Here is a 15,509-nt window from a genome sequence, read left to right as displayed (position 1 = left end):
AGGGAAAACATTTGATTTTTATCATAAGCTAAATACTACGCTAAGGTATAAAACTATACACCAAACCAGTATAATCGACAAAATGTGGTTGCACAATTTCCGTACTCGCGGATACAATGGGGAGAGCGACATGGAGATGACTTGAAAAGTGAGGTTTGAACAGGTTGGACTTACACATTTTTGAAGTATTCAGCATTATCGGTACGATCGCATTTGCGATGTCCGGTGCATTTGTAGCTATGGAAGAGGAATATGACATTTTGGGTGTACTGGTGCTTGGGCTTGTAACAGCATTCGGAGGCGGAGTCATCCGAAATGTGCTTATTGGTGTGCCTGTAACAACATTATGGAGTCAGGGCTCTTTAATCATGCTTGCATTGGTTTCTGTAGCTGTTGCTTTTGTATTGCCTTTGAAGTGGATCAGTCACTGGAAACGAACTGAAGCTTTGTTTGATGCAATTGGACTGGCTGCCTTTGCAATTCAAGGCGGATTGTATGCGGCTAATATGGGTCATCCCATCAGTGCTGTAATCGTTGCAGCTGTACTGACGGGAATTGGCGGAGGCATCATTCGGGACCTTCTTGCCGGACGTAAACCACTTGTTCTTCGTGATGAGATCTATGCGGTATGGGCAATGGCAGCGGGATTTGCCATCGGAATGGGCTGGTTTACAACAAATATTGGTTTGCTGATCTGCTTTGCAACAGTAGTCTTTTTCCGGATGTGTTCTGTGCACTACAAATGGAAGTTGCCGCGCCGCTCGTTGACGCCTAGCGAAACCATCGGTTTGAAGCCGGAGCAACTTATTCCGCAACATGCACCATCCGTAATCCAAGGAACTTTGAGCAAGGGGGAGTAACTTTATCATGATTAACGTTGTATATGTATGTCTCGGTAACATTTGCAGATCTCCTATGGCGGAAGCAGTGATGCGCCACAAAGTGATTGAAAAGGGGCTTGGCGAACAGATTCGGATTGATTCGGCTGGTACTGGCAACTGGCATGTGGGCAAGCCTCCTCATGAGGGTACCCGTAAGTTGCTTGATGGCTATCAAATCTCTTATGCCAACATGACAGCAAGACAATTTGTCAGTGAAGATTTCACTGAATTTGACTACATTATATGTATGGATAATTCCAATGCAGAGAATGTACGCAGCCTGCCAGGCGGAGATGAGGCACAGATTATCAAGTTCATGGATTTGCTGCCGAACGAAAAGCTGAGAGAAGTGCCTGATCCGTATTACACAGGGAACTTTGAAGAAGTGTACGAGCTGGTGAATGCAGGTTGTGATGTGCTGCTGAAGAGAATCGAAGAAGAGCATCCTTTAACCTGATTTTGATTAGATGAAATACAAGCCGAGTTTGAGTGGCCCGTTATGATTGGTGAAATGGCAAAGAAGCAGGAACGTAACGACGATAAGCTCCTGCTTCTTTTTCAGGGCATGAATGTAAGCGGTAACAACGAATCGGCGAAAAATCTTAAAAAGAAAAGCGGCTATGCAGCCGCCTGTTCAACGAAATATTTGATTTGTTGCTTGAACCTCTAGTTCATTCTGCATGATCTTTTTGAAACAGTCTTCTATTAACCTTCTTGTAAAAAGTAAAGCAAGGCATCAGGCAGTTCCTTTTGCCAGAAGCCCCATTGGTGATTCCCGTCTTTCTCCTGATAGGAGACAAGAGCACCACGTTTCTCCAGCAGATCATGCGTATCCCGGTTGAGCTGTACAAAATCATACGTTCCGGTATCGGCTTCGAAAGCCGTCTCCTGCAAACCAACAATCATCCAGATCGACAACCAGGACAAGTCTTCGGCTGCAGCGTAGATTTCCTGAGAAGCGGAGTAGAATGCACCAGACATGCTGATGACACGGGTGAACAGCTCAGGATATTTTAGTGCAAGGTGCAATGAAACACTGCCTCCCAATGAATCACCAGCAAGAACACGTTCCTGCGGAGAGCGTCTTACAGGATATTTCTCTTCTACATAGGGAATAATCTCTTCTGCAAAGCACTTCGTATAAGCTTCGAACCGGCTGCCGAACGGAGCGTACTCTTGAGTCCTTACAGAGACGTCTACCTGAACTCCTACAATAATGAAAGGTTCAGCACCTTCATCGAGAATGATGCGGTTAGCTGTGGTAGCGATGCGGCCAAAGTTGAAAAACTCTTCGCCATCCTGGCAGTACACCACAGGGTAGCTAAGCAGTTCGTTGTAGCCTGGAGGAAGATAGATGCGAAGGGTCCGTTTCTCACCGAGGTAACGACTTTCAATCTCTTCCTTAACAATTGTCCGTTTCAAATAGCGGGAATCCGTCATAAAACGTCACCTTTCCGGGTTATTTTTGCATTCGACCGCGCAATACGGTAAGATTAACCTGGTGCGGGGATGGGTCAAACACGCAATCATGTATTATGCTGTTATACCAATATTAAACCCCTGTTATACATACAATCCAAAAGGAAACATAAAAATATTACGGATTTCTTTGACGTATGCAGTGAAACAGGTGTATAATAATAATATAACAGCGGAACTTGATATTCAAATTTTTTGTTGAGGTGAAGAAAAAAATGAGCAAGGTTCCTTATGAAGTATACACGGAGGATGTAGAAGCTCTGTCCGTGCTGTCTCCTGACGGCGAAATTGTTAACAAAGACATGATGCCTAAGCTTTCCGACGATCAATTAAAAGAAATTATGTATCGCATGGTATTTACCCGTACTTGGGATGACCGTGCAGTAAACCTTGGCCGTCAAGGCCGTCTTGGTTTCTATGCTCCAGTATCTGGTCAAGAAGCTACAATGGTTGGTAGTGAATTTGCAATTGAAAAAGAAGACTTTGTATGTCCTGGCTATCGTGACATTCCGCAACTCGTATGGCATGGACTTCCTCTTTATCAAGCATTCTTGTACTCCCGTGGACACCAGCATGGTGGACAAATTCCGGACGGCGTTAACGTATTGATGCCGCAAATCATCATTGGTGCTCAAATTCTGCACGCAATGGGTATTGCTATGGGTTACAAATTGAAGAAACAAAAACAAGTGGTTATCACGTACACAGGTGATGGCGGATCTTCCGAAGGTGACTTCTATGAAGGTCTGAACTACGCTGGTGTTTACAAACTGCCAGTTATCTTCTTTGTACAAAACAATGGTTATGCCATCACAACTCCTTTTGCTAAACAAACAGCAGCTCTGTCCATCGCTCATAAAGCGGTAGCAGCAGGGATCAAAGGTGTTAAAGTTGACGGTATGGACATCTTCGCTGTTATCAAAGCGGTTCAGGAAGCTGCTGAACGCGGACGTAACGGAGAAGGCGCTACTTTGATCGAAGCGGTAACTTATCGTTTCCGTCCACACTCCCTTTCTGATGATGCTTCCAAGTATCGTACGAAAGAAGAAGAGGCTGAGTGGAGCGAAAAAGATCCAATCGCACGTTTCGCTAAATATCTGGAGAAAAAAGGTCTGTGGACTGAAGAAGATACAGCACGTGTGAAAGAAGAAGCAAAAGCAAAAGTGAACGAAGAGATCAAAAAAGCGGAAAAAACCGAGAAAATGACGATTTCAGGCTTGATCGACAGCATGTTCGAACAAACGCCTAAGCACTTGGAAGAGCAAAAAGCTGATTTCCAATAAGTTTTTTCCGATAAAGCATAAACATCCGGCGCCGGCACTGGTGTCTCGGTATACATGTATGAATTCAAATGTGAACTGTCAATGTTTAAGGAGGAAATGAAGCAAATGGCACAATTGAACATGAAAGAAGCAATTCGTGATGCGCTTCGCGTAGAGCTGAAACGTGATCCTAACGTTCTGCTTTTCGGTGAAGACGTAGGTAATGTAGGCGGCGTTTTCCGTGTAACGGAAGGCTTGCAAAAAGAGTTTGGCGAAGAGCGTGTATTTGATACACCGCTGGCTGAATCCGCAATCGGCGGTTTGGCTGTAGGTTTGGGTATTCAAGGCTTCCGTCCGGTAGCTGAGATTCAATTCGTAGGTTTTATCTTCGAAGCCCTTGACCAAATGGTAGTTCAAGCTGCTCGTATGCGTTTCCGCTCTGGCGGTAAATACAATTCTCCGATCGTATTCCGTACACCATTTGGTGGCGGCGTAAAAGCGGCAGAATTGCACACTGACTCTCTGGAAGGTTTGCTCACGCAAACTCCGGGTATTAAAGTGGTAGTTCCTTCTAACCCTTACGATGCGAAAGGTCTGATGATCGCTTCCATCCGTGACAACGATCCAGTATTCTTCATGGAGCACTTGAACCTGTACCACGCTTTCCGTGCAGAAGTACCTGAAGAAGACTATGTTGTTGAATTGGGTAAAGCGAACGTTGTTCGTGAAGGTTCCGATGTTACCATCATTACTTACGGTATGATGGTTCATACTTCTGTAAAAGCTGCAGAAGAACTTGAAAAACAAGGTATCAAAGTTGAAGTTATCGACCTTCGTACGATCAGCCCGATCGATATCGATACAGTTGTTGCTTCCGTGAAGAAAACAAACCGTGCAATTGTTGTACAAGAAGCTCAAAAGAGCGCAGGTGTTGCGGCTGAAGTCATTGCGCAAATCAATGAAAAAGCAATCCTGCACTTGGAAGCACCGGTTCTGCGTGTAGCTGGCCCGGATACGGTATATCCTTTTGCACAAATCGAAGATACATGGTTGCCTAACCCGGCGCGTATCGTTGCTGCGGTTAACAAAGTCATGAACTTCTAATTCAATCATCTGACATGCCGCAAGGCGCAGTATGGTGATTCACATCGTAGCGCAAGCTGCACTGTAAACAGCCATTAGTCCCTTGATTGACAGTTATTTGCGCTCGCAGTAACAGTTGGTTTTTGGAGCTAAGGGTTGTTTTCAGGATTGAGCAAATAATCAAGGAGGTTTTTCAGTTGGCTAAATTTGAATATAAATTCCCTGAACTGGGCGAAGGCCTTCACGAAGGCGAAATCATCAAGATGCACATCAAAGTCGGGGACAAAGTAACTGACGACGATATCATCATGGAAGTACAGAACGACAAAGCGGTTGTTGAAGTTCCTTGTCCGGTAAACGGAACAGTAACTGAAGTTTTCGCTAAAGACGGTCAAATCTGCCACGTTGGTGAAGTTGTAGCGGTTATCGATGCAGAAGGCGAACTGCCTGAGCAAGACGACGCTCCTGCTGAAGACCAAGGTGCGCAAGAGAAAGACGCAGCACAAGGCGGAGCAGACACTAGCGGTTCTTCTGCAGCAGCTTCAAGCTCCAATGCAGCTCAAGAAGGCGGCAACAACAGCGTTCCTGCTGTTCCTGCAAAAGACGTTTTGGCTACGCCAAGCGTTCGCAAATTTGCTCGTGAGCAAGGTGTAAACATCGCTGAGGTTAACGGTACTGGCAACAACGGTAAAGTAACCAAAGAAGATGTGGAATCCTTCAAAAATGGCGGCGGATCTTCCGCAGCGGCAACTTCTTCCGCAGCTCCGGCTCAAGAAGAGAAAAAATCCGCAGCACCTGCAGCTGCAGCGGCTGATCAACGCCTTGAAGAAGAGCGCGTACCTTTCAAAGGTATCCGTAAAGCGATCTCCAATGCAATGGTTAAATCGGCTTACACTGCACCGCACGTTACAATCATGGACGAAGTGGACGTAACTGAACTGGTTGCATTCCGTACTCGCATGAAACCAATTGCAGAGAAAAAAGGCACAAAAGTTACTTACTTGCCATTCATCGTTAAAGCATTGGTTGCAGCTTCCCGTCAATTCCCAGCGTTGAACGCAATGATTGATGAAGAAGCAAATGAAATTGTATACAAAAAATACTACAACATCGGTATCGCTACAGATACAGACAACGGCCTGATCGTTCCTGTAATCAAAGATGCTGATCGCAAATCCATCTGGATGATCGCTGATTCCATTCGTGATCTGGCAGCTCGTGGACGCGACGGCAAACTGAGCGCGAACGAAATGAGAGGAAGCACAATCTCCATCAGTAACATCGGTTCTGCTGGCGGTATGTTCTTCACTCCAATCATCAACTTCCCAGAAGTTGCTATCTTGGGTACAGGACGCATCAGCGAAAAAGCGGTTATCAAAAACGGCGAAGTTGTTGCAGCACCTGTAATGGCATTGTCCTTAAGCTTCGACCACCGTATCATCGATGGCGCAACAGCACAAAACTTTATGAATTACATTAAACAGCTGCTCGCTAACCCTGAGTTGCTTGTTATGGAGGTGTAAGATATGGTAGTAGGCGACGCTTCTCTCAATATCGACACATTAGTAATTGGTGCAGGACCTGGCGGCTATGTAGCTGCCATCCGTGCTGCACAACTGGGCCAAAGCGTATTGATCGTAGACAAATCCGAGCTGGGCGGGGTATGTTTGAACCGCGGATGTATCCCATCCAAAGCTCTGATCTCTGCTGCGCATCAATATGAGTCTGCTCTTCACGGCGAAGCTTTCGGTATCTCCGCCGAGAACGTAAAAGTAGATTTTGCTAAAACTCAAGAATTCAAAAACGGCGTTGTTAAGAAAATGACTGGCGGCGTAGCTGGTTTGCTCAAAGGCAACAAAGTTGAAGTTTTCAACGGTGAGTGCATGTTCATCAACGAAAACGAAGCTCGTGTATTCAACGATCACGAGTCACCACGTTACAAATTCAAAAATGCAATCATTGCAACAGGTTCCCGTCCAATCGAACTTAAACCTTTCCCGTTTGGCGGACGCATCCTTTCTTCGACAGAAGCATTGAACTTGCCTGAAGTACCAAAAAGCATGATCGTTATCGGCGGCGGTTATATCGGCGCTGAGCTTGGTCAAATGTACTCCAAATTCGGTGCTAAAGTAACAATCATCGAAGGTTTGGATACTGTACTGCCAGGTTTCGATAAAGACATGACTAGCCTTGTGGCTAAAAACATGAAGAAAACAGGCATCGAAATCGTAACGGGTGCAAAAGCGGAAAGCGCTGAGCAAACGGATAAAGATGTAACTGTTAAATATTCTGTAAATGGTGAGTCCAAAGAAGTAACTGCAGATTACCTGCTCGTTACTGTAGGACGTCGTCCTAATACAGACGGAGAACTCGGTCTTGATATGATCGGTGTTGACGTTGATGAGCGCGGATTCGTTAAAGTTGACCACCAAGGTCGCACTAGCATCCCGCACATCTTCGCAATTGGTGATATCGTATCTGGTCTTGCTTTGGCACACAAAGCTTCTTATGAAGGTAAAGTGGCTGCGGAAGCAATCGCTGGACAACCATCTGTAGTAGACTACAAATGTATGCCAGCTGTTGTATTCACAGATCCTGAGTGCTCCAGCGTAGGTTACACGGAGAAAGAAGCAAAAGAAAAAGGTTACAAAGTAAAAGCAGGTAAATTCCCTTACGCGGGCAATGGCCGTGCAGTATCTTTGAACCATGCTGAAGGCTTCGTGAAAATCGTTGCTGACGAAGAAAGTGGCCTTGTATTGGGTTGCCAAATCGTTGGTCTGGAAGCTTCCAATCTGATTGCTGAGCTTGGTCTTGCAATCGAGATGGGCGCAACTTTGGAAGATCTGGCGCTTACTATTCACGCTCACCCAACTTTGGGCGAAATCGTGATGGAAGCAGCGGAATTGGTAATGGGTCACCCGATCCACATCATTTCCCGTTAAGATCATCGAAGCATCGGATTCGTCCGGCATTATATGTTAATTCAAAAGAGGCGAATAACGCTAGTGCGTTGTTCGCCTCTTTTTGATTTGTGTTAAATGTTGCTTTTGAAGCGTTATATGGGTTTTAAACTATTCGTATTTAAGTACTATGGCTTTGATTAAGTTTCGAGCCTTTTGCCAACGTGACCAGTATGGTAAACTAATTAAATGATCAGACCTCTCGAAGTCTGTGGCCCAGTTGGGTATGAGTGCGTAACATATATAGAGATGCGAGGAGATACCAACATGAAAAACTATCTCGATTTATTACAAGATATATTGGATAACGGCGTTCACAAAGGGGATCGTACTGGAACAGGGACACAATCTGTCTTCGGTAGACAGCTCCGTTATGACTTATCCAAAGGTTTTCCGCTTGTAACGACCAAACGAATTCACCTGAAGTCAGTTATTCATGAGTTGCTGTGGTTTTTGAGTGGGGATACGAATATTGCTTATTTGAAAGAAAATGGTGTGAAGATCTGGGATGATTGGGCAGACGAAAATGGCGATCTTGGACCTGTCTATGGCTCTCAATGGCGGACATGGGAAGCGCCAAACGGGGAAAAAATAGATCAGATCGCTGCTGTTGTAGATTCCATTAAAAATAATCCGGATTCCCGCCGTCATCTGGTGAGTGCGTGGAATGTGGCCGAGATTAACAATATGAAATTACCGCCTTGTCATTTCGCGTTTCAATTTTATGTGGCTGAGGGTAAACTATCTTGTATGCTGACGATGCGCTCCGTGGATACGTTCCTTGGTCTGCCATTTAATATTGCCAGCTATGCGCTTTTGACACATATGATTGCACAGCAATGTGACCTGGAAGTGGGCGACTTCATTTGGTCGGGTGGAGATGTGCACATCTATTCCAATCATGTGGAGCAGGTGAAAACGCAGTTAGAGCGGGAGCCTTTTGCTCTGCCTAAGCTGGTGATCAAACGTAAGCCTGATTCGATTTTTGATTACAAATTTGAAGATTTTGAATTTGAAAATTATGAGCATCATCCGGGCATCAAAGCTCCAATTGCAGTCTAATCTAAATGAGCGATAAGCGATTATCTGTGAAACGGTGAGGATGAAGCCTTTATAAATGGACGGTTTCAAATAGAAAGGAGTGTGCGGCTTTTGAGTATTGAATTGGTATGGGCAATGGGAGAGAATGGTGTGATTGGACGTAATAACTCTCTTCCTTGGCGATTGCCAAAAGATATGGCTTTTTTCAAGCAGCAAACGATAAACAAAACGATTATTATGGGACGTAATACGTGGGAATCATTCGGCGGCAGGCCACTCCCTCACCGTCGTAATATTGTTGTAACCCGGGACTTGAATTATAGAGCAGATCAAGCAGAGATCGTACATACGATTGAAGAAGGTCTGAAGGCTGCTCAAGGTGAAGAGCTTTGCGTGATTGGAGGTTCTCAGGTATATCGGGAGTTTTTACCGTTTGCGGATCGGCTTGTCGTCACCAAAATTCATGAACAATTTGAGGGAGATACGTTTTTTCCGGAAGTAGATTGGAGCGAGTGGGAGTTAAAGAAGCAGATCGAAGGCGAGCAGGATGAGAAAAACGTATATCCTTTTACATTCGAGTTTTACGAGCGCAAACGTTAGAAAAAAGTTAAAGACACTGAACACGCTAATTTTCCGTGAACAGTGTCTTTTTTTATTCTATGTTTTTTGAAATGATTGTGAACAGTCATTTGAAATATTACTTTATTACATCAATATGACATATAGACTGGTGAATTTTGCATAATATACATTGGATCAACTTGCGTTTATGGTTGAATAGTATAAGAACTGTAGGATTTCAACGTTGTAAAGCTTTAAATCAAACTTTATTTTCGTGAATGAGCATAAATTTTTCTAAAAAGCTTGAATTTAATGATAATTTATCTTACATTTATATGACGTTATTACTTTTTCAGTTCTCAACTTTCGCTTGCAAAAAAGCATTATACTCTGTTTTAAGACCAAATTTAAGCTATTGACCATACGTTCATTTGAACGATATGATGTATAAAATACAAATAATTATGCGGATAATCCATTTAATATTCAATGTCGTAAATGCTACTATAATTGAAATATCTTTGAGTAGATTTTGTGATACAATAGACAAAAACTCAGGTTAAAAGAGTAATCCATTTCATATAGAGCCATACGCATGAAGGGATTAAGACAAGAACGGATGGGGGAAACGTAAGATGTCTACACCTACTGGATTTATGGAATACAAACGGCAGCTCCCTGCGGATCGAGAGCCAACGGAGCGTATCAAGGATTGGGAAGAGTTTCATAAACATATGGCTGAAGAAGAACTCAGAACACAAGGTGCAAGGTGTATGGATTGTGGTACCCCTTATTGTCATACAGGTATAGATATGACTGGGGGTACGTCAGGCTGCCCGGTTCATAACCTGATTCCAGAATGGAATAATCTCGTTTATCGCGGTTTGTGGAAGGAAGCGCTGGAGCGCCTTCACAAAACAAACAATTTCCCGGAGTTTACAGGCCGTATCTGCCCAGCTCCTTGTGAAGGATCATGTACAGTGGGCCTGATTGGTCAGCCTGTAACGATCAAAACCATTGAAGAAGCTATTATTGAGAAAGGTTTCGAAGAAGGTTGGGTTGTTCCACAGCCACCGGAGAAACGTACAGGCAAGCGTGTAGCTGTAGTCGGTTCAGGTCCGGCGGGACTTGCAACAGCGGCTCAATTGAACAAGGCTGGACATACGGTAACAGTATATGAACGTTCAGACCGTGTCGGCGGATTATTAATGTATGGAATTCCAACGATGAAGCTGGATAAAAAAGTGGTACAACGCCGTGTAGACCTGCTTGCAGCAGAAGGAATCCAGTTTATTACGAATACAGAGATCGGAAAAGATATTCCGGCTGAGCAACTTGTTAATGATTATGATGCTGTTGTTCTGTGTGGCGGTGCAACCAAGCCACGCGAATTTAACATTGAAGGTGCTGACCTGAAAGGTGTGCACTATGCGATGGACTTCCTGAATGGAAGCATCAAAAGCTTCCTAGACTCCAACCTGGAGGACGGTAACTATATCTCTGCAAAGGATAAAGATGTCATTGTAATTGGTGGCGGGGATACAGGTTCTGACTGTGTTGCTACATCGTTGCGTCATGGTTGCCGTACGATCACGCAATTTGGTACACATACTCAGGCTCCGCTTGAGCGTGATCCAATCAACAACCCTTGGCCGCAATTTCCAAACGTTTATACACTGGATTATGCACAAGAAGAAGCCAAAGCATTGTTTGGCCAAGATCCACGTGAATTCTCTATCATGACCACCAAATTTGTGGGTGATGAAGAGGGCAATCTCAAAGAACTGCACACTATTCAAATCGAACGTATTGTTGATGAGACAGGCCGCAAAATTTATCAGCCAATTCCAGGCACAGAGCGTGTATTCCCTGCGCAGATGGCGATGATTGCCATCGGTTTTGACGGACCGGAGCAAACACTGGTTGAGCAGTTGGGACTTGAAACGGATCGCCGTACGAACGTGAAAGCACGTTATGGCAAATACAACACCAACGTAGATAAAGTATTTGCAGCGGGTGACATGCGTCGGGGTCAAAGTCTAGTGGTATGGGCTATCAATGAAGGCCGTGAAGCCGCTCGTGAAGTGGATAAATATTTGATGGGCGCAACAGTGCTGGTATAAACCAGTACCATCGTTCAATCTTCCTGCCTTTTTAATTTATTTCATAAAATTTTTTTACATTATGAATAAAGCCATGAATACCCCTCGCATATGCGAGGGGTATTTGCTATACATTTTTATCTATAAATCTTCCGTGAATTTTTCCATTTCTGATGACAATGTGAATAAGAGCATTGCATTTTCTAAGATAAAGACTTATTATTATATTATAATTATTATAAATAAGATCGAAGACCAATTGATTCGGTGTGTGAAATTGAATGCTAACTATGACGATGCTGTCTTATAAAAATGACAATGAATTGAGTACATTATTGCAGATACGTTTAAGTAAGAACAGGTAACATAACATATAACGGAGGTGCACCCGTATGGCAAGTAATCGGGACAAGTCCATTTCAGAGCAAATTCATCAAATCAAAAGCCAATTGGTTGATAAAGGATATAAGCTAACTCAGCAACGCGAAGTGACGGTACGTGTATTGTTGGAACATGAAAAAGATCATTTTAGTGCGGAAGAAGTATTTCTTCTGGTGAAAGAAAAGTTTCCGGAGATTGGACTCGCAACCGTTTATCGCACTTTGGAGCTACTCAGTGACCTGCAGGTTGTAGAGAAAATTAACTTTGGCGATGGAGCTGCACGCTTTGATTTGCGTAGCACAGACGGCTCACACCATCATCATCACTTGATCTGTACGGAATGCGGCAGTGTGGAAGAAATTATGGAAGATGGATTGCTTCGATTGGAGCAACAGGTTTTGCGTCAGTATGGTTTTGCTGTGACCGATCATCGACTTGATTTTCAAGGTGTGTGTAAAGAATGCAGACAAAAACATGAGCTTGATGAGCCAGCAGCCGGTTAATTCATCCCGGATAGGTGCTCTTGAATCCAAAATCTGATATAATAAGTTTCAGAAGCAGGGGCTTCCGTCGGCGGAAGGCCCCTTTTTGCCGTCATACTGGCGGTTAGGAGGAGAGATGGACGGATGAAGACACTGGTTATTGCGGAGAAACCCGATATGGGGAGAACCATTGCCGCCGTCATAGAACCAAAAGCCAAAAATAATCGCACGTATCTGGAAGGTGAACAGTACATTATCACCTGGGCGATTGGGCATTTGCTTGGACTGGCTGAACCGGATGCCTATGATTCTAAGTACAAACGCTGGAACATTGCGGACTTGCCGATCATTCCGGATCAATTCAAAATTGTACCGAATCCCCGGACAAAGGATCAGCTCAAAATCATCGGCGAACTCGCAAAACGTGCTTCAGCGATCGTTAACGCTTGTGATGCAGGGAGGGAAGGGCAATATATTTTTGCTCTGATTCAGCAACAATTGAAGCTGCGCCAGCCTGTAAAGCGTCTGTGGATATCCGATTTGACAGCTGAAAGTATTCGGCGTGGATTTGATGGACTGAAAGATGCCGCAGAATTCGAAAATCTGACTTATGCTGCCCGTGCACGCAGTGAAGCGGACTGGCTGATTGGCATGAATGCCTCAAGGGCGTTTACAACCAGGCATAATGCACTATTGTCTGTTGGACGTGTGCAGACACCTGTGCTAGCGCTAATCTATGATCGTGAGATGGAGATTGAAGCATTTCAGTCACAGACGTTCTATGAAGTAGTAGCCTGGTTTCGGCAGGAAGGTGTTGAATACCGCGGTGTACGTCAAGGAGATAAACTTACGGATGCAGAAACGGCAGAAGCTATTGCAACCAGTGTAAAGGGCAAAACAGGTCAGATCATTAAATATGAAGCCAAACAAACCAAGGAATATCCATACCGGCTGTATGACCTGACTCTTTTACAGCGTGAAGCGAATGCAAAATATGGTTACGGGGCGAAAAAAACGCTGGATATTGCTCAAGCCCTGTACGAAAAACATAAAGTGATCTCGTACCCGCGTACAAATTCCAACTATGTAACAGAGCAGAACATTGAAGGTATGCACAAAACGCTGAATTTGCTTAAAAACGGAACGTACAGTGAGCTGGCTTTGGGTGCAAAGCCGGAATTGGTGCATAAAAATAATAAAGGGGTCTGCAATCCGAGTCGGGTGGAAGATCACCATGCGATTTTGCCAACGTTGAAACGACCAGGTACGCTGTCCAAGGATGAGCAAAATATTTATGATTTAATTGTGAGACGTTTCCTTTCTCATTTCTATCCGGCAGCCGAGTATAAACAGCATACGGTTCTTACGGAGGTCGAGAAACATCAGTTCAAAACGTCTGTAAAAGAACTATTATCCATCGGTTGGAAAGTAGTGCTTGGTTCTGGCGATCAAGAACAAGGTGCTTCTGGCAAGAAAAAAGCGAAGAAAAATAGCAATGAAGAAGAGGAAGCAGAGGAATGGACAGACAAAGCTTTCGCTGTACAGCCTGACTTGCCTGTTCAATGTACGAAGAGTGAGTTCAAGGAGAAAGCCACTCAACCGCCCAAAAGTTACACCGAGGGCACACTGCTCAAAGCAATGGAGAGTGCAGGTAAACAGATCGAGAACGAAGAACTTCGTGATGCGATGAAGGATAGCGGTCTGGGAACTCCAGCTACACGAGCGGCTACGATTGAACGTCTCAAAAACGTAGGTTACATTACGATGCAAGGGAAAAAGATGCAACTGACGCTGAAGGGACGAACAGCGATTGAATTGATCCGCCGTGCCGGTGTAGATTTGTTGACCTCGCCTGAGATGACGGGACAATGGGAGCGCCGGTTACATCAAATTTCTAAAGGTGAAGCTGAACAGGACAAGTTCATGGAAAACGTCAAGAAGTTTACGTTATCTATCATTGAAAAAGTGCGTGTACAGGCTCCGGCTGCTGCTGATGCCTTTGGTGAAGATGCGAGAGGCAAAGGTAAGGGGAAAGGGAGAGGAACTGGCAACAAAGCAGGCAATAAGGCTATGAGTGTTGGCAAAACGACCAAGACATCAACAGCACACTCGGTTTCAAGCAAAGGTGCAACTGCGCAATCGGGCACTGCAAGTTCTGGCGCACGTGAAGTACTTGCTTCATGCCCTTCACCTGGCTGTACCGGGCATATTATTGAGGGCAAGAAGGGTTATGGCTGTTCCCGTTTCAAAGAAGGATGTACATTTGTTGTCTGGAAAGAATATGCTGGCAAAAAAATAACAAGTACGATGCTGAAGTCTTTGATAGAGAAGGGGAGTACGCAAGTTCTTTCGTTCAAACGTAAGGATGGAAGCACGGTGAAGGCTCGTATTATTTTAAAAGATGTAGTCACGGGTCAATTATCCGGTGAAAAACAGGAAGCATAATCATAGGCATCACAGGCATAATTGAAAGTAAACAAAAAAGAACCCTTTAACCAAGGGTTCTTTTTTGTTGTTTCTGCTTGATATCCTCATGAATGACTTTGGGGACTTCCTCCAGTGCTGTGATGGTATACATCGAAGTTTCCGGATTCGGCTGCAGTTCAACAATATTATATTGCCATTCGTTAGGCTGTTTAATATAGATGCTGTGAATTCCGGCATTCACGGCAGGCATAATATCTGTACGAAGCGAATTGCCAATCATCCAGGTTGCTCGCCGGTCAAACGGACCTTTGGACAGAATGCCTTCCAATGCTTCAATATTTTTGTGCTGACGAATGTAGATTCGATCATCGAAATAAATAGAGAGCTTCATCTGATCAATCTTTCTCTGCTGGATGACGGTCTCACCGCCAGTGTACAAGTATAGGGAGTGCCCGGCAGACTTCAGTTCCTCCAACGTTTCTACCATATGCGGATAAGGCTCAACGTCCTGAGTGTAGACACTCATGCCCAGTTTGCTCAAATACGTTTCTTCTTTGGTTGATGTCGCACGCTCGTATTTTCGAGAAAAATATCGATACGTATCAATCAGGGACTGTGGAAAATGGTGACTTGCAAATCCGACTTTGTTCACGCCAGTCACATCGATTTCGAGTTGCTTCTCCCGAATCTGCTGTGTGGTCAGGGCATGTCCGTCAAACCATTGTTGCATGTTCTCAAAGAACTCACCCAGAACAAGATTAAAATATTTGTTGCAATACACGAGTGTATCATCAAGGTCAAACAAGATATGTTGTTTAAATAAGGTCAACGCTAGTTCACTCCTTGCCTA

At 44.3% G+C, this 15,509-nt stretch carries 14 protein-coding genes; 12 read left to right on the top strand and 2 right to left on the bottom strand.

Annotation, left to right across the window (positions count from 1 at the left end):
• Window positions 1-164 precede the first annotated feature (164 nt).
• The 3 genes from EC604_RS19295 to EC604_RS29955 are packed head-to-tail and all read left to right on the top strand — an operon-like array spanning window position 165 to window position 1,551.
• On the top strand, window positions 165-860 hold the full coding sequence (locus tag EC604_RS19295) for a trimeric intracellular cation channel family protein (RefSeq protein ID WP_123065718.1): 696 nt from the start codon (window positions 165-167) through the stop codon (window positions 858-860).
• Between the two features lie 7 nt (window positions 861-867).
• Window positions 868-1,338: a low molecular weight protein-tyrosine-phosphatase gene (locus EC604_RS19290; RefSeq protein ID WP_123065717.1), complete on the top strand. Its 471-nt coding sequence runs from the start codon at window positions 868-870 to the stop codon at window positions 1,336-1,338.
• Between the two features lie 42 nt (window positions 1,339-1,380).
• On the top strand, window positions 1,381-1,551 hold the full coding sequence (locus EC604_RS29955) for a hypothetical protein (protein WP_161556987.1): 171 nt from the start codon (window positions 1,381-1,383) through the stop codon (window positions 1,549-1,551).
• A 35-nt stretch (window positions 1,552-1,586) separates the two neighbouring features.
• Here the strand turns inward: EC604_RS29955 and EC604_RS19285 are convergent, their stop codons facing one another.
• A complete protein-coding gene (locus EC604_RS19285; RefSeq protein WP_123065716.1) occupies window positions 1,587-2,321 on the bottom strand; it encodes an alpha/beta hydrolase in 735 nt (244 codons plus the stop codon).
• 254 nt (window positions 2,322-2,575) lie between these two features.
• On the opposite strand from EC604_RS19285, the gene pdhA reads away from it, so the two are divergent.
• The 9 genes from pdhA (at window position 2,576) to EC604_RS19240 (ending at window position 14,677) form a co-directional block, all read left to right on the top strand.
• Window positions 2,576-3,643 (top strand): pyruvate dehydrogenase (acetyl-transferring) E1 component subunit alpha, encoded by a 1,068-nt coding sequence (pdhA, locus tag EC604_RS19280; protein ID WP_090916691.1) that lies wholly within the window; start codon window positions 2,576-2,578, stop codon window positions 3,641-3,643.
• Between the two features lie 105 nt (window positions 3,644-3,748).
• The gene (locus EC604_RS19275; protein ID WP_111271698.1) at window positions 3,749-4,726 is read left to right on the top strand and encodes an alpha-ketoacid dehydrogenase subunit beta; all 978 of its coding nucleotides are present in this window, start codon (window positions 3,749-3,751) and stop codon (window positions 4,724-4,726) included.
• A gap of 176 nt (window positions 4,727-4,902) precedes the next feature.
• Window positions 4,903-6,228: a dihydrolipoamide acetyltransferase family protein gene (locus EC604_RS19270; RefSeq protein WP_123065715.1), complete on the top strand. Its 1,326-nt coding sequence runs from the start codon at window positions 4,903-4,905 to the stop codon at window positions 6,226-6,228.
• A gap of 3 nt (window positions 6,229-6,231) precedes the next feature.
• Window positions 6,232-7,647 carry a dihydrolipoyl dehydrogenase gene (gene lpdA / locus EC604_RS19265; protein ID WP_123065714.1) on the top strand — a complete coding sequence of 472 codons (1,416 nt, stop codon included), beginning with the start codon at window positions 6,232-6,234 and terminating at the stop codon, window positions 7,645-7,647.
• A 285-nt stretch (window positions 7,648-7,932) separates the two neighbouring features.
• Window positions 7,933-8,727, top strand: a complete 795-nt coding sequence (gene thyA, locus EC604_RS19260; RefSeq protein WP_123065713.1) for a thymidylate synthase — start codon at window positions 7,933-7,935, stop codon at window positions 8,725-8,727.
• A gap of 90 nt (window positions 8,728-8,817) precedes the next feature.
• The gene (locus tag EC604_RS19255; RefSeq protein ID WP_123065712.1) at window positions 8,818-9,306 is read left to right on the top strand and encodes a dihydrofolate reductase; all 489 of its coding nucleotides are present in this window, start codon (window positions 8,818-8,820) and stop codon (window positions 9,304-9,306) included.
• A 596-nt stretch (window positions 9,307-9,902) separates the two neighbouring features.
• Window positions 9,903-11,390 carry a glutamate synthase subunit beta gene (locus tag EC604_RS19250; RefSeq protein WP_123065711.1) on the top strand — a complete coding sequence of 496 codons (1,488 nt, stop codon included), beginning with the start codon at window positions 9,903-9,905 and terminating at the stop codon, window positions 11,388-11,390.
• 371 nt (window positions 11,391-11,761) lie between these two features.
• Complete coding sequence (locus EC604_RS19245) at window positions 11,762-12,253, top strand: Fur family transcriptional regulator (protein ID WP_275670045.1); 492 nt, start codon at window positions 11,762-11,764, stop codon at window positions 12,251-12,253.
• A gap of 123 nt (window positions 12,254-12,376) precedes the next feature.
• A complete protein-coding gene (locus EC604_RS19240; protein ID WP_123065710.1) occupies window positions 12,377-14,677 on the top strand; it encodes a type IA DNA topoisomerase in 2,301 nt (766 codons plus the stop codon).
• Window positions 14,678-14,723: 46 nt separating this feature from the next.
• On the opposite strand, the gene EC604_RS19235 is transcribed toward EC604_RS19240, so the two are convergent.
• Window positions 14,724-15,488 (bottom strand): HAD family hydrolase, encoded by a 765-nt coding sequence (locus EC604_RS19235; RefSeq protein WP_123065709.1) that lies wholly within the window; start codon window positions 15,486-15,488, stop codon window positions 14,724-14,726.
• Between the last annotated feature and the right edge of the window lie 21 nt (window positions 15,489-15,509).

Origin of the sequence: Paenibacillus amylolyticus, assembly GCF_003719335.1 — a bacterium.
In the GTDB taxonomy this organism is placed as follows: Bacteria; Bacillota; Bacilli; order Paenibacillales; family Paenibacillaceae; genus Paenibacillus; species Paenibacillus amylolyticus_D.
This window is presented reverse-complemented; position numbering and strand designations above follow the sequence as displayed.